This window comes from Cellvibrio sp. PSBB006, from assembly GCF_002162135.1.
Classification (GTDB): Bacteria; Pseudomonadota; Gammaproteobacteria; order Pseudomonadales; family Cellvibrionaceae; genus Cellvibrio.
In genome coordinates, this window is sequence record NZ_CP021382.1 from 2421568 (window position 1) to 2440344 (window position 18777).

Annotated in this window: 18 protein-coding genes, 1 tRNA gene and 1 pseudogene; 4 read left to right on the forward strand and 16 right to left on the reverse strand. The window is 52.0% G+C overall.

Features of this window, described 5'->3' with window-relative positions:
- Window positions 1–2 precede the first annotated feature (2 nt).
- The 16 genes from CBR65_RS10045 to rnr all read right to left on the reverse strand — a co-directional run bounded on the left by CBR65_RS10045 (window position 3) and on the right by rnr (window position 16312).
- Window positions 3–311 carry a hypothetical protein gene (locus CBR65_RS10045; RefSeq protein ID WP_232461407.1) on the reverse strand — a complete coding sequence of 103 codons (309 nt, stop codon included), beginning with the start codon at window positions 309–311 and terminating at the stop codon, window positions 3–5.
- 159 nt (window positions 312–470) lie between these two features.
- The gene (gene panD / locus CBR65_RS10050; protein ID WP_087466726.1) at window positions 471–851 is read right to left on the reverse strand and encodes an aspartate 1-decarboxylase; all 381 of its coding nucleotides are present in this window, start codon (window positions 849–851) and stop codon (window positions 471–473) included.
- Window positions 852–889: 38 nt separating this feature from the next.
- Window positions 890–1741, reverse strand: a complete 852-nt coding sequence (gene panC / locus CBR65_RS10055; protein WP_087469012.1) for a pantoate--beta-alanine ligase — start codon at window positions 1739–1741, stop codon at window positions 890–892.
- 129 nt (window positions 1742–1870) lie between these two features.
- Entirely contained in the window at window positions 1871–3262 is a 1392-nt protein-coding gene (dnaB, locus tag CBR65_RS10060) for a replicative DNA helicase (protein ID WP_087466727.1), read from the reverse strand.
- Between the two features lie 156 nt (window positions 3263–3418).
- Complete coding sequence (gene rplI / locus CBR65_RS10065) at window positions 3419–3865, reverse strand: 50S ribosomal protein L9 (RefSeq protein ID WP_087466728.1); 447 nt, start codon at window positions 3863–3865, stop codon at window positions 3419–3421.
- 62 nt (window positions 3866–3927) lie between these two features.
- Window positions 3928–4779 (reverse strand): hypothetical protein, encoded by an 852-nt coding sequence (locus CBR65_RS10070; protein ID WP_087466729.1) that lies wholly within the window; start codon window positions 4777–4779, stop codon window positions 3928–3930.
- Window positions 4780–4787: 8 nt separating this feature from the next.
- The gene (gene rpsR, locus CBR65_RS10075) at window positions 4788–5015 is read right to left on the reverse strand and encodes a 30S ribosomal protein S18 (protein WP_087466730.1); all 228 of its coding nucleotides are present in this window, start codon (window positions 5013–5015) and stop codon (window positions 4788–4790) included.
- A 3-nt stretch (window positions 5016–5018) separates the two neighbouring features.
- On the reverse strand, window positions 5019–5465 hold the full coding sequence (rpsF, locus tag CBR65_RS10080) for a 30S ribosomal protein S6 (RefSeq protein ID WP_087466731.1): 447 nt from the start codon (window positions 5463–5465) through the stop codon (window positions 5019–5021).
- Between the two features lie 242 nt (window positions 5466–5707).
- On the reverse strand, window positions 5708–7315 hold the full coding sequence (locus CBR65_RS10085; protein WP_087466732.1) for a chitinase: 1608 nt from the start codon (window positions 7313–7315) through the stop codon (window positions 5708–5710).
- 388 nt (window positions 7316–7703) lie between these two features.
- Complete coding sequence (locus CBR65_RS10090; RefSeq protein WP_087466733.1) at window positions 7704–8510, reverse strand: ABC transporter ATP-binding protein; 807 nt, start codon at window positions 8508–8510, stop codon at window positions 7704–7706.
- 39 nt (window positions 8511–8549) lie between these two features.
- Entirely contained in the window at window positions 8550–9437 is an 888-nt protein-coding gene (gene ntrB / locus CBR65_RS10095) for a nitrate ABC transporter permease (protein WP_087466734.1), read from the reverse strand.
- A gap of 33 nt (window positions 9438–9470) precedes the next feature.
- The gene (locus CBR65_RS10100) at window positions 9471–10799 is read right to left on the reverse strand and encodes a CmpA/NrtA family ABC transporter substrate-binding protein (protein ID WP_087466735.1); all 1329 of its coding nucleotides are present in this window, start codon (window positions 10797–10799) and stop codon (window positions 9471–9473) included.
- 350 nt (window positions 10800–11149) lie between these two features.
- Entirely contained in the window at window positions 11150–12448 is a 1299-nt protein-coding gene (locus CBR65_RS10105; protein ID WP_087466736.1) for a nitrate regulatory protein, read from the reverse strand.
- A gap of 162 nt (window positions 12449–12610) precedes the next feature.
- Entirely contained in the window at window positions 12611–12775 is a 165-nt protein-coding gene (locus CBR65_RS10110) for a DUF3012 domain-containing protein (protein WP_087466737.1), read from the reverse strand.
- 17 nt (window positions 12776–12792) lie between these two features.
- Window positions 12793–13542 carry a 23S rRNA (guanosine(2251)-2'-O)-methyltransferase RlmB gene (gene rlmB / locus CBR65_RS10115; RefSeq protein WP_087466738.1) on the reverse strand — a complete coding sequence of 250 codons (750 nt, stop codon included), beginning with the start codon at window positions 13540–13542 and terminating at the stop codon, window positions 12793–12795.
- Between the two features lie 103 nt (window positions 13543–13645).
- Window positions 13646–16312, reverse strand: a complete 2667-nt coding sequence (gene rnr, locus CBR65_RS10120; protein ID WP_087466739.1) for a ribonuclease R — start codon at window positions 16310–16312, stop codon at window positions 13646–13648.
- Between the two features lie 251 nt (window positions 16313–16563).
- Between rnr and CBR65_RS10125 the strand changes: the two genes are divergently transcribed.
- From CBR65_RS10125 to CBR65_RS10135, 4 genes and pseudogenes are all read left to right on the forward strand, one after another.
- Window positions 16564–16650: transfer RNA gene (locus CBR65_RS10125), tRNA-Leu, on the forward strand.
- 155 nt (window positions 16651–16805) lie between these two features.
- Window positions 16806–17576 carry an integrase arm-type DNA-binding domain-containing protein gene (locus CBR65_RS22285; RefSeq protein ID WP_198300929.1) on the forward strand — a complete coding sequence of 257 codons (771 nt, stop codon included), beginning with the start codon at window positions 16806–16808 and terminating at the stop codon, window positions 17574–17576.
- A pseudogene (locus tag CBR65_RS22290) lies at window positions 17552–18037 on the forward strand (tyrosine-type recombinase/integrase); the annotation flags it as partial. The gene CBR65_RS22285 and the pseudogene CBR65_RS22290, both read left to right, overlap by 25 nt.
- The gene (locus CBR65_RS10135; RefSeq protein WP_087466740.1) at window positions 18028–18699 is read left to right on the forward strand and encodes a hypothetical protein; all 672 of its coding nucleotides are present in this window, start codon (window positions 18028–18030) and stop codon (window positions 18697–18699) included. The pseudogene CBR65_RS22290 and the gene CBR65_RS10135, both read left to right, overlap by 10 nt.
- The last annotated feature ends 78 nt before the right edge of the window (window positions 18700–18777 follow it).

Below are 18777 nucleotides of genomic sequence, written 5' to 3' on the forward strand. Positions count from 1 at the left end.
TTTCAGGGGGTATCCGGGCTTTTTGGTCCTTCCCGCTCCAGGCGCTCAAGCTCTTCCTGATAAGCATCCAGATCTTCCCAATCGTATGGCGTGCCCGCGTTGAGGTTGTGCGGGTGCCTGGCACGTTCTTTTGCCTGCTCCTGCAAGCTGTGATCCTTATGTTCGTCCTGTTTCTCGTTCAGGTTTTCGTAACGCTTCAACGCCAAATCACTACGCCCTGGCGGCATGGTCGGGTGCTGTTTGGTGTCCCGCTCCTGATCTCGCGTATTGGTAGTTGATTTTGCGCGCGGTTTTTCGTGTTGGTCTGACATAGTTCAGCTCCTTAGTATCCACAGACAACTTAGGGAATCGTTGAGTTTCGACACCACGAAAAGCAAAGATTCACCGCGCCAGTAAAGATAACGGAGCACAAAACAAAAGGGCCGCTAAGCGGCCCTCGAAAGAAGATGGGTCAAGCTGATTAACGAGAATCAGGCAACCTGCATGGGAATGGTGTTTGTTGTGCGCTCAACGCGATTGTTCTCGTCAAGATATACCAGCTTGGGCTTGTAATTGATCAACTCCGCTTCGCTGTATTGACCATAGGTAGCGATGATAACCCGATCGCCCACCTGAACTTTACGCGCCGCCGCACCGTTCATGGAGATGGTGCCAGAGCCAGGCTCCGCCAGAATAATATAGGTGTGAAAACGCTCACCGTTGTTCACATTGTAGATGTCGATTTGCTCGAATTCGCGCAAGCCGGCCAACGCCACCAGGTCGGCATCAATCGCGCAGGAACCGTCATACCAGAGCTCCGCCTGGGTGACCTTGGCCATGTGCAACTTACCTTTCAACATTTGTGAGAGCATGACACTCCTCCTGCTTTTGTTACCGGAACTGACGACTGTCAGCCCAATACCACTGAAACATTGTCAATCAAGCGCGCACCACGGGTGTACATGGCCCCCAAAATGGTGATGCTTTGATCATCATGGGCCGCCAGATCCAGCGTGTGGCTGTTACAAATACTGACGTAATCCACCCTGAATCCCGCTTCCGTAATTTGTTCGCGGGCGGTCTCGGCTAGCGCCGCAAAATCGCGACGCCCGCCTTCAATCTGCGCCTTGATCCAATTAAGACTGCGATGTAACTGCACCACCCGGGGACGCTCTTCCAGCGTGATGTAACTATTGCGCGAACTCATCGCCAGCCCGTCGGTTTCACGCACGATATCGCCGGGGATGATATCAATTGGCATACACAAGTCTTCCACCATGCGGCGGATCACGGCCAATTGCTGAAAATCCTTGGTACCGAATACTGCTGCGTCCGGCTGGACAATGTTGAATAACTTGGCCACCACCGTCGTCACGCCTTCGAAGTGACCAGGTCGGCTGGCACCGCATAAGACATCGGTCATGGTGGGCACAATGACGCGCGTCTGCTCGGCCATACCATTGGGGTAAATTTCCGTATCAGAAGGGCAAAACAGATAATCACACTGAGCAGCTTCCAGGCGCGCCGTGTCCGCCGCCAGCGTACGCGGGTATTTATCCCAGTCTTCATTCAGGCCAAATTGCAGGGGATTGACGAAGATACTGGTGACCACCACGTCACAATGACGTTGAGCAATCTTCACCAGCTCAATGTGAGCGTCGTGCAAATTGCCCATGGTCGGCACAAAGCCGATGCGCTTGCCAGCCTGACGCTCCTGTTGCAACGCCTCGCGCAGCGATTGAATGTGGTGAAAAACCTGCATTGCCATAACGGACACACCCAAACTGTTACCAAATGCCCCACATCCGGGCGCGCGATAATACACTCTTGCGCCGGGTAAGTACATTTTTTACCCGGTCACTGTTAGACAGAAAAATTATAGGTTGATCAATTAATAACCATCATTCTGAAAGTATTCCGGCGCCAGGTTATCAAAGCGGGTGTACTTACCAATGAATGCGGCTCTACAGGTACCTATCTCACCGTTACGTTGCTTACCGATGATCAACTCGGCGATCCCTTTATCCGGACTATCTTCGTTGTAGTACTCATCTCGGTAAATAAACAGAATCACGTCCGCATCCTGCTCGATCGCACCGGATTCCCGCAGATCCGAGTTCATCGGCCGTTTGTTCGGGCGCTGCTCCACGCCCCGGTTTAACTGGGAGAGCGCTATCAGCGGGCAGTCGAACTCTTTGGCTATCGCCTTGAGCGAGCGGGAAATCTCGGAGATTTCCTGAGTCCGCCCTTCGCTGGAGCCCGCAATCTGCATTAACTGGAGATAGTCGACCATGATCATGCCGGGGTTGCCGTGTTCTCGGGCAATACGGCGCACCCGGGCGCGCAATTCCTGAGGACTCAGGCCGGGCGTATCATCAATAAACAGCAATTTATCCTTCATCTTGGCCACGGCCGATGACAGCTTGGGCCAATCTTCCTCGGTCAGCTTGCCGTTACGCATCCGCCCCTGATCGATCCGCCCCACGGACGACATCATACGCATGACCATCGCTGCGGAGGGCATTTCCATACTGAACACAAGTACAGGTCGGTTCTGGCTGAACATGGCACTTTCAACAAAATTCAGTGCCAACGCGGTTTTACCCATGGACGGACGCGCGGCCAGAATGATCAGTTCTCCCGGTTGCCAGCCGGAGGTGCGGGTATCAAGGTCAGCAATACCCGAGGGCACACCGGTAATATCGCTGCCGGAGCGAAACAGCTCGTCGATACGCTGAACCGTGGCTTTTAACAGGTCATTTACGCCGACCAACCCGCCCTCTTTAGGGCGATCTTCGGCAATCTCGGCCACACGCTTTTCTGCCAGTTGCAGCAGATCATCGGAGTCAAGGCCGGAAGGGTTATAGCTGGACTTACTGATCTCCTGTGCCGCAGCAATCAATTGCCGCAAGGTGGAGCGTTCGCGCACGATGCGCGCATAGGCAACGATATTGGCGGCACTGGGTGTGTTGTTGGCCATCTCTACCAGATAAGCCAAACCACCAACCCGCTCTAACTGGTCATGGCGATGCAGCTCTTCCGACAGGGTAATAACGTCCAGTGGCTGGGCGTTTTCCTGCAGAATTTGCATCATCTTGAAGATCTGACGATGATCTTCGCGATAGAAGTCCACGTCGGAGATCGCCTCAAGCACCGCATCCAGGCGCTTGTTGTCAAGCATCAAACCACCCAAAACCGCCTGCTCCGCTTCGATAGAATGGGGCAAGAGAGTCTTCTGGGCGACGGCTTCCGCCGAGGGCAGTTCAAAGGATGCTTCGGACATAGGCAATAACTACGGAATTATTCGAAAGACTGAAATAAAAAATCGGGCACTATAAACAACCCGAAAGGGTGTCGATAGTGCCCGATTTCGTCACGCTTGTCAGCACTCTCCGGTCCGGGGTGGACCTTCAGAACACCAAACTAAAGTACTGCGCGATTACTCTGCAACCACCGCCAGTTTGACGGTTTGGATAACTTCCGGGTGCAGTTGAACGTCGATGTCGAACTGACCTACTTCGCGCAATACACCTTCCGGCAGACGCACTTCAGATTTGGTCACCTCTACGCCGGCCGCCGTAATCGCATCAGCGATGTCGCGAGTACCGATAGAACCGAAGAGTTTGCCTTCGTCACCCGCGTTGGCAGCGATAGTGACTGACAATTCAGCCAGCTTGGCAGCACGCGCTTCTGCTTCTGCCTTCTTGGCAGCAGCAGCAGCTTCAAGACCTGCGCGACGCTCTTCAAATTCAGCAACGTTTTTTGCTGTTGCAGCAACAGCCTTACCTTGCGGCAACAGGTAGTTACGGCCAAAACCCGCCTTAACGGAAACCTTGTCACCGATCTTGCCTAATTTACCTACTTTATCGAGCAGAATAACTTCCATCTCGTTTACCCTCTCAGTTTCATTTATCTAACGGGCAGCTGAGCATTGCTTGTGAGGTTAAGCTACAGCTTCGGCTTAAACCGCCCGCGAAAATTCAGCCACGTATCCAAAAATGCCACGATTACCAGCAACTGCGCGATGATATCCAACAGGAACACCAGCACATAAAAACCAATCAACCATTGCGTACCCATGCGCTTGACCGCTACAAAGCGGTGGACAATTGCCACCCCCATGACCAACAGCGGCAGCACAAACAGCGTGGCCCAGGAGCGATAGTCCGGCGACTGTGTCAGGCAGTAAATGGCCGCAGCCATACAGACAACCGCCTGGATGGTGTTCAAGCGAAACTGCTGAAACTCCTCGGCAAATCCGCCAGGGTTATACAGCGCCGCTTGCCACCACCGTCCCACGATCACACCGAACAAACTGCCAACAGCCGTAATATAGGCGATCATGCCCACAACAAATGTCTGGCCAGGCATCTCCACTGTTGATGGCTCCACCTCACTGAACAGCTGTTTGACAAACTCAGCCAGGGAGGCGGTCAACTGGGCCAATAAATCCGGCACCAGAACCAGTTGCAGCAAAGCCGCCAGGGTGCTCAGAGCCACCAACCCTAAGAGGGTATGGGGCCAGGACACACTATTGCGCAGTATCAGGGCAGTGGCATAGGTCACCACCAAACCACTGATCGCCAGGATCGGCATCAATGGCTGCATCTGACCCATCGCCAGGGAAATCAGCATCGGCAGCAAACCCCATAACAGGATTAGCAAACCGTTACCCATTCCTTTACGCAATGACACCAACGCAATGGCCGCCGGCGTCAGCACGGGTACCGCAGTGCCCAGAACGGCCACCACAGCAGCTTGCGTGCGGCCGCGCATGATGAACTCAGCCAGCGCACGCATGGTAAAACTTACTCGTGACTATCAGTGTACGGAATCAAGGCCAGGTAGCGTGCGCGCTTGATCGCGGACGACAATTGGCGTTGATATCTGGCTTTGGTACCAGTGATACGGCTTGGAACAATTTTGCCGGTTTCAGTGATATAGGCTTTCAAGGTTTCGATATCTTTGTAATCGATACGCTTGGTGCCTTCAGCGGTGAAACGGCAGAACTTACGACGACGGAAAAAACGTGCCATCTGTTAAACCCCCTGCTCTTGTTCTTCAAGTTCATCGGAATCCATATCGTCATCATCTGACTCTTCGGAATCCGACTCTTCATCACGACGGTCAGCGCGAGGCGGACGAGCTTTACGCTCACGGCCTTCTTTCTCAGCTTTCATGATGAAAGATTCTTCGGTGATAGCTTCGTCTTCACGAATCACCAGATTACGCAGGATGGCATCGTTGTAACGGAAGTTGGTGGTCAACTCTTCCAGCGCTTCCTCAGTACATTCGACGTTCATCATAATGTAGTGAGCTTTGTGGATTTTGTTGATGGCATAAGCCAGTTGGCGACGGCCCCAGTCTTCCAGACGGTGAACAGTACCGCCGCTGGATTTCACAGTAGAGGTATAACGCTCCACCATGCCTGGAACTTGCTCGCTCTGATCCGGATGGACCATGAACACGATTTCGTAATGACGCATTGTAGCTCCTTACGGGTTAAAGTCTCCCGCCAAACACGGTGAGACAAGGAGAGGCCCGAATAACCCCAGGCCAGATGAGGGCGCGCCATTCTAGAGAGTTTGCGAAAGTGATGCAAGGACAAAAAATAAGCAGGGGGAGGCAGCGTAGGTCGGATTAGCCACAAGGTGCAATCCGACATCTATTATAAAAAAACGAGGCGCCGAAGCGCCCCGTTATCTACCTAAAAGCAGGGGTTTTCAGACTAGGGCAGTGTCTCCAGGAAAGTCCCCACCGGAATCGAGAAGATACGACCATCATTCACATCCCAGTTGATCGACCAGGTCATCACGCCACGGAACTCGGGGTAGGCCCTGCTCGGAATCACCGTGTTGCAACTGGTCAGACGGGTTAAACAATCCACTGCACGGTTGATGTTGGCCGTTGTTGCCTGACCGGAACCTGCTGCGCGCGGGCCGGACGGTAAACCGAGTGCGACCTGGTCAGCACGCAATCCGTTAAAGTTACCCGCCGATCCATAAGCCAGGGGGAAGCCTTCAATTAGCATCAGGGCTGAGGCCACCATCATATCCACCGAGCCTGCTGGATATGCCTGAGCTGCGTAAGGGGTAGCCAAACCGCCGTTGTTGTATAGCTGCACATGCAACAGATCCAGTTCATTGCGCAGCTGGTCAATCATCGGCAGATAAGCCCCCCAGATACTGGAATAAGCCACGTGACCGCCCTGCACATAGGGATGCTCGGGAGCCATGGATACATACAGATTGGGGAAACGACTGTGCAATTGTTTGATTGCCGACACCATGTTCTGAATCACCGGTGCGCCGTGCAGCACACCCGCGCCACTCTCCAGATCAATATCCACACCGTCGAAGCCGTACTCATTGATGATGGCCGCCGTGCTGTTGACGAAGTTAGCGAGGTTAGTGGCATTGTTCAGCGTGACCGTGCCTTTTTCACCGCCATAGGATAAGACGACGATCTTGCCCTCTGCACGCTTGGCCGCGATATCGGCAATAAACTGGGCTTTATTCAGCGCCGGATCAAGATTGAACGCCACGTTACCGTTTCCGGCATCATCCACAAACGCCACGACAATTACATCCCAGATGTCGTCGACATCAGCGATTCGGATCACACCACTGCCGTTATTGAAGTTGTGCCAATAGCCAACCAACGCATGGCGCGGCAAGGGGCTGCTGTCGCCTGGGGCACGAACGCCACCGGGAATAGAGGAAGATGAAGAACTGGTGACACTGCTCACCGAACTGCTGGGGGTTGATGAGGAAGCCACACTACTGGAGCTGGGGGTCGCGCCGCAGCTGCGTACCAGATCCCAGGCATCATCCCAATGCATGCCGGTGCCCGGCGCATATGCCCAGCCCGCTGTCGAGGAACACCAGCCAGGCACCATGCAACGATATTCGCTGCCCGCGTTTTGCACCAATTGATTGGCGGAATAACTGGTGCCAGCCGCATACTGCGGCGACGCGCAATTGCCGCCCACGACGGAGGAGCTACTGCTGGCCACCGAGCTGGCACTGCTGGAAATGACGGATGAAGCACTGGATGAAACGCTGCTGGATGATGCAGGAATGGAACTGGATGAAGTTGCGCCGTCACAATTACCTAATAAATCCCATTCCTGCCACTGGCCGGAATGGTTGGCCGGGTTTTGTCCCTGGGTCCACCAGTTGGCCTCATAGGCCTTGGCGAGATATTGAACCTGGGTGCCGCCGGTATACACACCGGCGCTGGACCAGACAGGTAGGTTGGAACAATTGACGGCAAAGCTATTGACCGAGAACACACTCGCACAAACGGCGAGCCATAGCACGATTGGATTTTTCATTATTTTTAACCCTCATGATAAACAGGCGTATAAAACGCCCACGCAAAAAAGCACCAGCCCAATCAGCTCGGGCCGCGCCACCTTTGACGATCTATCATGCTCTCCTGATTTGGCAGTATTTTTTGTGGTGCTCGGTTGACGTAACCGGCCCGCTCAACCCGCTGTGCCAATCAGCGAAGACAAAGGAATACCCGACGAGGCTGACCATTCCATCGTCCACCCAAAGAAAAGATTTGTGGGAGCTATTCCTGCTTGCCTACGCGCACTTCATTCGGACACCGGAGAGACATGGCCGATAGCAGTGCTGCGAAATTGAGCTGTCTGTATAACATGTGAGCGAGAGTGTGGCAATTTCATCGGTAAAAATCGCGATGCATTTGGCAGACCATCAAGCAATTGCCGCCACATCCACCTTGCGTTGCTTTTCATAGAGAAAACTGAGGACTTGGTGGCGGTAGTGATTGTAAGTGGGGTCATCCGCCAGGGTAATGCGATTGCGCGGCCTTGGCAGGTTGATATCCAGAATTTCACCGATGGTCGCGGAGGGCCCATTAGTCATCATGACGATACGGTCCGATAACAACACGGCCTCATCAACATCGTGGGTAATCATCAATACAGTATTTTTTAATTCCGACTGAATCCGCATGACTTCATCCTGCAGGTGCGCGCGCGTTAACGCATCCAGCGCACCGAAGGGTTCATCCAGCAACAATACTTTCGGCTCCATGGCCAATGCGCGCGCAATGCCCACGCGTTGCTTCATACCGCCGGAAATTTCCGCCGGCCGTTTATTCAATGCATGCCCCATGTTGACCATCTCCAGATTTTTCACAATCCATTGATGACGTTCTGCCGCCGACTTGCTGTGCTTGAAAATTTTGTTCACCGCAATCGCCACATTTTCGTAAACCGTCAGCCAAGGCAAGAGTGAGTGATTCTGGAAAACCAGACTGCGATCCGGGCCAGGGTCATTGACTTCTTTACCATCGAGAATTACCACACCCGAGGTCGCGCGCAACAAGCCTGCCACAATATTAAGCACTGTGGATTTGCCGCAACCGGAGTGACCAATGATAGAAATGTACTCACCGCGCTCCACTTTTAAATTCACATTTTGCAACACATGGCTGGTGAGATCGCCGCGCGTAAAATCCATCGCCACCTGTTCGATTTGCAGATAACTGGCACCCATGATCAAGTCCTCTACTGTGCTGTGTCTGGTGCGTGTTCGTTAGCTGGCCGATGTACCCCGCGTAACGCGGTTACCGATAAACGCCACCATACGATCCAGGATAAAACCGACGATACCGACATAAATCAATGCCAGGATGATGTCGCTGATCAGTGATGAGTTCCAGGCATCCCAGATAAAGAAACCAATGCCCACACCGCCGATCAACATCTCCGCCGCCACGATAGCCAGCCAGGACAATCCGACACCGATCCGCAATCCGGAAAAGATATAAGGCGCGGCCGAGGGCAACATCACCTGGCGGAAATATTCAAAACCATTTAAGCGAATCACGCGTGCGACATTGCGATAATCTTCCGGAATATTGCGCACGCCCACGGAAGTGTTGATGATGATGGGCCAGATCGCCGTAATAAAAATAACGAAGATTGCCGAGGGATGACTGTCCTGAAAACCAGCGAGAGATAAAGGCAACCATGCCAACGGCGGTACGGTACGCAACACCTGAAAAACCGGATCAAGTCCGCGCATCGCCCAGGTTGATTGCCCCACCAGCACACCGAGACTGACTCCGGCTATCACCGCCAATAAATAGCCGTAAGCGACCCGTTCCAGACTGGCGAGGATTTGCCAGGCCATTCCAACATCGTTACCGCCATTGTCGTAGAACGGGTGAACAATCAATTCCCAACTCTGCTCAACCATCGCCGATGCTGAAGGTAAGGACGCTTCCGGGCCGGAACAGGTTATCTCCCAGATCGCTACGAGGATTGTCATCACAATAAGCGGCGGCAAAAAGCGTGAAAGAAGAAAATCCTTCCACTTCCCCGCCGTCTTCGACAAGGATTTTTTTAACGCTCCGGTATCGGTTTTATTGACTGCCAGCGGCATAGCCGACGCATTATCAATACTGGCTCTGGAATTCATACATCACCTCCGCTTGTCACTGGCAATTCAACTTCAGCTCATGTATTTGATTGCCAGACTATCCAGATACGCTTTTGGATTTTCCGGATCAAAGACTTTGCCATCAAAGAATTTTTCAACCCCACGAGAGGTTGACGTGGGAATATCACTGGCCGGCACTTTTAATGTCGCCGCTGCATCGCGCCACATATCTTCGCGGTTCACTTTATCAATCAAGGCTTTGGTATCGGTGGAGGCGGGGAAATAACCCCAGCGCATATTTTCGGTCAGGAACCACAGGTCGTGGCTGCGGAAGGGATAGGACGCATGGTCTTTCCAGTAACGCATCTGGAACGGACTGTTCTCTACCACCTTGCCAGTACCATAATCAAATGTACCTTTCATGCGCTCGATGATGTCTTTGTAGGGCGCGTTGATCCATTTACGGCCGGAGCAGATCTTCGCCATCTCTTCCTTGTTCTCGGCTTTTTCACACCACATCTGCGCTTCCATCACGGCCATCAACAGGGCTTTGGCTGAATTGGGATTTTTATCAACATAATCCGCGCGCATGGCGAAAGCTTTTTCGGGATGGTTGCTCCAAAGCTCACTGGTGGTATTAGCGGTGTAGCCAATTTTCTGGTTGATTAATTGCTCGTTCCAGGGCTCGCACACACAGAAGGTATCCATGCTGCCCACTTTCATATTGGCAACCATTTGTGCTGGAGGAACAACAATCGTGGAAATATCTTTGGTGGGATCAATACCGCCTGCCGCCAACCAGTAACGAATCCATAAGTCGTGCGTACCGCCGGGAAACGTCATCGCGGCATTCACCGGTTTGCCGCTGGCTTTTTTCTTTTCCAGGGCGGCTTTAAACGGCGTGGCATCTGTACCCAGTTTTAAGTCGGCATATTCTTTACCGACCGAGATACATTGGCCACCCAGATTCAAGCGCGCGAGAATATACATGGGGGTAGGAAGATTGTTCGGCGTTACGACACCTGCTGAAATCAGGTAAGGCATGGGCGACAAAATATGCGCGCCATCAATACCGTTATTGTGCGAGCCGAGAACCAGGTTGTCGCGCGTGGTGCCCCAGGAAGATTGTTTGATGACCTGCACATCGGTCATGCCATATTTTTTAAAGAAACCTTTTTCTTCGGCGACAAATAAGGGAGCGGCATCGGTGAGTGCAATAAAACCCAATTTTGCGGTGGTGGTTTCCAGGCTACCGCCTGCGGCCCAGGCAAGACTGCCGAGCCCTTTGGGTAAACCACTTAATACCGCTGCACCGCCAATCGCAGTCAGGCTGTGTTTTAAAAACTTACGACGCTTGGTTAAGTCATTGCCGCCGATCACTGTGGAAGATTTTTTTTCCATTACGCCTGCCCCTGATGCCAAATTTTAAGCGAAAAAAAACGGTGCCACACAAAGTTAATTACCGCGCAAGCAATTAACGTATGTGGCACCGTTGCCCGTTGACTCTTAGATAAAACCAGCGCCAGGTCATCATCGACTTAGCTACTTTTGATTCGTTTAATTCTGCTGACTTTCAGAATTTCCGAATCCTTGACTTGAATATTGCAGAATGCATACCAAGTTTTTAAAAACCAAAAAAATCATTTAAAAACAATTAGTTAAACATAAACATCGCGCTTATCTTCGCCCTTAAAGATGCACCAGCAGTGCGCAAAAAACAGAAAATTTGCACAGGTTGCGCGCACAACAAACTAGATGATGGGAATGTTAACTTGACGCTTTTCCTGTAGCAGATCCGCAACATTCAGAATTGCTTCAGCCACATCCGCCATACGGCGACTCTGGTCCATAGCCGATTGCCGCAACATCTTGTATGCCTGCTCTTCCGTTAGGCCGCGATGCATCATCAATATGCCTTTCGCACGCTCAATCTGTTTGCGCTCATGCAATGCCCGCTTCGCTGCCAACAATTCATCACTCACCGATTGCAGGCGTTGCGCCTGCGCCTGTACAAGATCAAAGAGCGAGTGACTGAGTTGAGGGCTCATGTCTTCCACGCTCAGTTTTTGCGAATGTGCAACGGCACCGAATCCCATCATGGATGAATCCAACAGTACCGCCATAGGAACTAACGGCGGCGTTTCGGCTTTATTAAAAGCAGCAAGAAAATCTTTGTGACTGTGCAAATCCGCGCGGGCCTCGACGATCTTGTACGCGGAAAGCTGCACCAACGCATCGGCCAATTGATTCTCAATCAATTTCATTTCATCGATTCGCTGCGTTGCTAATTCAAACCAGAGCTCACCCAGTTCCGAGGGCACCGGTTGGACTTCATTGGCTTTACGCCCAACCTGGCGCAGGGTTTTAAGCTCCGCACACAAGCGCGAATCCGTAAGTTGACGCCAGGCGATAAGCGCCTTGGCCGGCGCAAACTGGGTAAAGATATCGAAGCAACGCTCCTGGGCATCCAGCAGGTACACCATGCGCTGCTGTTCCTCCTGCGTGAAAAAACCCGCCGTGAAACCCATAGCGCCGGCTGCCCGCTCCTGCCCGGATAATTCCTTGCCTTGCATAAAGTTAAACATGGCAACCAACAGGCTGGTGACTTCAGGATCGGCGGCGGTATCGGCGGCTTCAAATACAATGGCGAGCAAACCGGCAATCAAGCGGCTAAAGGCCGTCGTTGCTTCGCGGGACGACAACTGGACAGCCCGAATCCGTTCACGCAAGCGCGGCAGTGTTTCAAAACCGTGCAACACGGATGCAATGCGGCTGAATAAACGGACGCTGCCAGCGTGTTGATCGAGACGGGAAAACTGGTTGCGCAACGTCTTTTCCGCACGGGAAGATTCGCTCACCTGATGCTGTAACACCTGGCTGAAACGCACCCCGGACGAACCAAGATAGACGTTGGATGCACCGCGTTCCCGCTGCAAACTGTGGATCAACTCACTCAACCCGGTAACCAACTCACAGGTAGTGCGCAGCTGCTCCAGGGCATCAATCTCGCAATGCTTGGCGGCCAACAGAAAGTCTTGTGCGGATTTCATGGCGTTTGCCTCGGATGTTAATGAAATGTGCGAGGCAAAACTTGTTCCAGATTGGTTTGATGAAGAGCACGACCAACCGTAGGCCGAATTAGCCGCACCGCGGCGTAATCCGACAGGTTGTTGGGATTGTGGATGGGAGCGATGTAAAAAAGAGGGGTGCGGTTATTTGAAGAGGCAGTGGCTTGCGTAATCCCTGGCTTCGTTCATGGTCCATTCGCCATTGGGTTTGGTCTTCATTTTTTTACACCATTCGGGGCTGCCGACTTCCGGCGCACAACCCGTAACCAAACCGAGCAACAGACTCAAGGCGATAATCTTTTTACGCATAGGCTTCCTTAATGATACTAAGACTTCTGTTGACGTTGACGCACAGCCTCGAATAAACAAACGCCGGTCGCGACCGATACGTTCAAGCTGCTGACCGTCCCCGCCATGGGAATGTTCATCAGATGGTCGCAGGTTTCCTGGGTCAGGCGTCGCAAACCGTCACCTTCCGCGCCCATTAAAATACCGATAGGACCAGTCAGGTTGGACTGGTAAACCGACAGGTCTGCTTCGCCGGCCGCACCGAATAACCACACACCGGCTTCCTGCAGTTTTTTCAGGGTGCGGGCGAGATTGGTTACCGGAACAAAAGGCAGGACTTCTGCCGCACCACAAGCGACCTTGCGTGCGACCGGATTCAAACCGGCAGACTTATCCTTGGGTGCAATAACCGCATGGACACCAGCGGCTTCTGCGGTACGCATGCACGCGCCGAGATTATGCGGGTCGGTCACACCGTCCAGGATCAATAGAAAGGCCGGTTCGGACAGATTGTCCAGCATTCGAAATAAAAAAGCTTCGTCATGGTTCTCACCCGGCGTACAACGTGCAACCACGCCCTGATGGTTTTCCTCATCCACTAATTCGTCAAGGCGAGTGCGATTAACATACTGAATGTGAATGTCATTGTTCTGTGCCGCGCTGGCAATCTTTTGCAGGCGCTGGTCATTACGCCCCTGTAACAAAAACAATTCCTGTACACGCTGGGGTGCACTTTTCAACAGGGCCTGAACCGCGTGCAGGCCGTAAATCAATTCGTTATCTTTCAATGTAAGCCTCAAAAAAACCAAACTGTAAAGCCACCGCTGATAACAATCGGTGGGTTATTCATCTGTTTGCTGATCACTGCACAGGATCACTTCCGTTTGCGCCCTACTTCTCCTTCTTAAATTTAGCCAGCGCTTTTTTAACGCCAGCTGTCGCGGACGAAAGAATTGACTTGCCTTTAGCTGGCGCACTTGCTTGAGCCGCAGGAACTGATTCTGTCTTCGTCTTGCGCCGAGCTTTTTTATCTTGATTGCCATCCGTCACTCCAGCTGTTGAGTCCGTGCGGGTACGGCGGCTTTTGGTCGGTGCAACATCAACTTGTGTCGACTTTGCACTGGCGCTGCCTGCCGTGGATTTTTTCTTGCCGGCCTTGGTCGACCCTGTTGCTGTCTCTACCTTGGCCTGTCTGGATTTGGCTTTGGTTGGAGCAACACGAGGCTCTTGCGCTTTTTTGCCTTTCGCTGACTTGGTCGTCGCTTTGCTGCGCTTGGCGGGTTTTTCTGCTGTTTTGGTTTTGCTCGATTTTGCACGATGCGCCACAACAGATTCCAGCTCAAAATCTATCTTGCGATTGTCGAGGTCAACACGCACGACACGCACCACCAGTTCATCGCCCAAGCCGAAGACTTTGCGCGTGCGCTCACCTACCAGCCGATGTTGTGCGGCTTCAAAGCGATAGTAATCATGCGGCAAGGCAGTGACGTGAATAAGCCCTTCGACATACAGTTCTTTTAATTCGATAAACAAACCAAACCCGGTCACCGCGCTGACAATGCCGGGGAATACCGAACCAACCTGATCGCGCAGGAATTCACATTTGAGCCAGCTCACCACATCGCGTGTTGCTTCATCGGCGCGCCGCTCAGTCATGGAACAGTGCTCGCCCAGCCCGGCCATATCGGCGGGCGAATAGGGGTAGATAGCGCGCTGCTTCAGGAGGCTGGCACCGTCAACGCGCTGCACCTGTTTCGAGGGCAGCTCACTGCGAATGACCGAACGAATCGCACGGTGTACTAACAGATCAGGGTAACGGCGAATCGGCGAGGTGAAATGTGTGTAGGCCTCATAGCCCAGACCAAAGTGGCCGAGGTTTTCCACCTGATACATCGCCTGGCGCAGACTGCGCAACATTACGGTTTGGATCATGTTGCTGTCTGAACGATTCTGGATTTGCTCCATCAAGGCCTGGTAATCCAGCGAAGTTGGCGCATCGCCACCCGCAAGCGATAAGCCCAACTCACCCAAAAATTCACGCAGATTAGTCAGCTTTTGTTCGGTAGGGCCTTCGTGCACCCGATACACGCCGGTCAGATTGTGCTTTTGTAGAAACTTGGCTGCACACACATTGGCGCAGAGCATACATTCTTCAATTAACTTATGCGCATCATTACGACGCACCGGTACGATGCGTTCGATCTTGCGCTCATCATTGAAAACAATGCGCGTCTCTACCGTTTCAAAATCGATCGCACCACGGTCATCGCGCGCTTCGCGCAGGCACTTATATAAGTCATGCAGACGATGCAATTGCGGCAACACCGCGCGGAACTGCTGACGCAGTGGATATTGATCATCATCCGGATGCGCCAGGATCTCGCCCACCTGCGTATAGGTCAGGCGTGCGTGGGAGTGCATCACCCCTTCATAAAATTGATAACCGGAAATCTTGCCCGCATCGGTGATGGTCATCTCGCATACCATACACAAGCGGTCTACCTGTGGGTTGAGCGAACACAGGCCATTGGACAAGGCCTCGGGCAGCATGGGCACGACGAAGTCGGGGAAATAAACAGAGTTACCGCGCAGACAGGCTTCTTTATCCAGAGCGCTGTCGATATGTACATAATGCGAAACATCAGCAATCGCGACATACAAACGCCAACCGCCTTTGCGCCGCTCACATAACACCGCGTCATCAAAGTCGCGCGCATCTTCGCCGTCAATGGTAACGAACGGGAGGTGGCGCACATCGACACGATGCAGCTTGTCAGCCTCCTGCACCTCGCCGGGAATACCTGCCGCTTCGGCCTCAACCGACGGCGGCCAGATACTGGGGATGCCGTGGGACTGGATCGCCAGCTCAATCTCCATGCCCGGCGCCATGTGGTTGCCGAGCACACGGACGACCCGCCCTACCGGCGGACGATTCTTGTCCGGTTGCTGGGTGATCTCCACCACCACAATTTGCCCGGGTTCTGCACCACCCCAGGCACCGAAGGGAATCATGATGTCCTGGGTAATGCGCACATTCTCCGGCCGCACAAATTGCACGCCTTCCTCATTAAAGAAGCGCCCCGCCAACTGTTTGGTGTTGCGCGATAACACCTCGACGATAGCGCCTTCTTCCTTACCCCGGTATTGATGGCCGGCCATGCGTACCAGCACTTCGTCACCATCAAACACACGACGCATTTGTCGGTTGTGGAGATAGATGTCTTCGCCACCTTCAGCGGGAATCACAAAGCCGTAGCCGTCGCGATGCCCCTGTACCCGGCCGCGCACCACGTCAATCTTGTCCGGCCGGACATAGGCGTCACGCCGATTGCTGATCAATTGGCCATCCCGCGTCATCGCGATCAGGCGGCGGCGCAGCGCTTCGACATCATCCTCACCGGTCAAATTGAGCATGTCGCACATCTCGGGGTGGGTAACCGGATAGGCGGCTTTATCTAACAATTCAAGAATATATTCACGGCTGGGGATGGGGTTTTCGTATTTTTCGGCCTCGCGCTGGGCGAAAGGGTCGTTTTTGGGCAGTTTGCGTTTCGTCAAAATAAATGTCCTGTCAGTATCCCTGGAAGATGGGTTTGGGCGTTTAGACCCTAAATAAGGTGCAATATTCACATCGCAACCCTAGGGATAGCCTGATTATAGGGTTAGCGAACCGCAAACACACGAAAAGACAAGGAATCCTTACAATTTGGCATAAATAAAAATGCTAAAAAGTCGAGGAAAGCCCGTTGACAACCCAAGAGTGGATATTTATAGTTCGCGGCCTCGGCAAACCGCGCCGAGCACTCCCTGCCCCGGTGGTGAAATTGGTAGACACGCCAGCTTCAGGTGCTGGTGGCCGAAAGGCCGTGGAGGTTCAAGTCCTCTCCTGGGCACCACTTATAGATATGAGGCAATCTCATATTGTCCGAGAACCCGCAAATTTAGCGGGTTTTTGCATTTTTAGACTCCGAGAATGTCCAGCTAGGTCCCTTTCAATCCCGCTTTTTTGTTGGTATCGTTGTTGGTATCGAGATTCAACCTCGGCGACCAAATGGCAACAAATAAGCTCACGGACATTGAAGTCAAACAAGCCGCAATTCGAGAAGGTGATTACAAAATTACCGACGGCGGCGGGCTCTACTTGCTGGTTAAAAACAACGGCACAAAATGCTGGCGGCTGGCGTACCGTTTCGCAGGAAAGCAAAAAACCTTAGCCTTAGGCATTTATCCAAGCGTCGCTTTAAAACAAGCCAGAGACGCGCGCAATGAAGCAAAAGATAAACTCGCCAAAAACATCGACCCATCACTCGATAAAAAACAGGAAAAACTCAAACAACAATTAGCGGCCGCAAACACGTTTGAAGCTATCGCCCGCGATTGGTGGCAACACAAACTTGGCCACTGGCTCCCACACCACAGCCTGCGAGTTCTAGGCCGCCTAGAGGCCGACGTGTTCCCGCGTATCGGCATCACCCCCATCACTGAATTGCGCCCACCACACATCAAAGCGATTATCCACAACATAGAAAAGCGCAATGCATTAGATGTAGCCAAACGGGTTTTACAGGATGTTCGCCGAGTGTTTGCCTATGCCGTAGAGCTAGGCCATATAGAAACTAATCCAGCGCGTGAACTGACTTCAAAGGCTCGCCAAACGACACACAGAGATGCCCTACCTCCAGAGCAGCTACCGCAATTTATGCGCGACCTTGCAAGCTACCATGAGCGCGGACGCCTACTTACGCGCTATGCCGTAGAGCTTTTAGTGCTGACCTTCGTTCTGGTGAACTTCGTGGCGCGCGCTGGAGTGAATTTGATTTAAAAGAATGTTTGTGGCGCATACCCGCTGAGCGCATGAAAATGAAAACTGACCACATGGTGCCATTGTCCAAACAGACTTTGGTACTACTGCAGAAAATACGCGAGATAACGGGCAATTTTGAGTTGCTGTTTCCCTCCGAGCGCCGCATTACCGACCCCATGAGCGACAACACCATGCGTCGCGCCATATTCAAATTAGGTTATGACGGCAACACTCCAGGCAAAGCCAAATGCGTACCCCACGGCCTGCGCACTACCGCCTGCTCAATCTTGAATGAACAGGGCTTTAACCCAGATGCTATTGAGCGCCAAATGTCTCACATGGAGCGTAACGGCGTAAGAGCGGCCTACACCCACCATGCGCAATACAAAGATGATCGATTTGAAATGATGGAGTGGTGGGCAAACAACATAGATAGAATCAAAAGCAATTTAATGAAGGAACAGACACCATGTTTATAAAAAGCGGCCATATCGAATATGAAGAATTTCTCATTGAGCGCGGATCTCAGCATATAGGCACACTTTCTAAAAAGGACTTGATAATGCAGATGCAGGATCATCTCGAAGAGCATCGATACAACACTAGCCTAATACTTGAACATGAAGAAAATCAGTACAAAAAAAAACAGGGTATAAAAGAGTTCGACCAAAAATGGGTAGTTTTGAAAGACAGAACCTTAGAGGCGAGAGCCGTCCTAGCCTCGGGGGACATAAATTTGATTGCCTCAACATTCTACTGGCTCGGTCTGGCATCAGCCCAACTAGACCAAGAAGCAACCGATTTAATTGAGTTTTCTAAGAACATGTCATCAATAAGACATGGGATGAAGTCTGAACTTGCACTATCGAAAAAAAATGTTGCCAGTAAATTTGTCAGAAAGGAAGCGCTAGAATTTGCCAATAAATGCTGGAAGTCCCCCTCACACTCACACGAAAGAATAGGAAAAATAGCAGAGCTAACTAAAATTCATATTGAAGCTCTATGTTCGTCTAATAAAGAAATAGAAGAAATAATAGACCAATCCGGCTACAAACTGCCCCGTGATATAAACGTCATTAAACGCTGGCTAAGACCAATAGCGCCTAAATCAGCTCAAGCAAGAGGTCGACCAAAAAATTAAATATATACTTTTCGTACGAGAAATATATTTATCGCACGAAGTACAAATTTTAATTTCTATATAACTATATAAATTAGA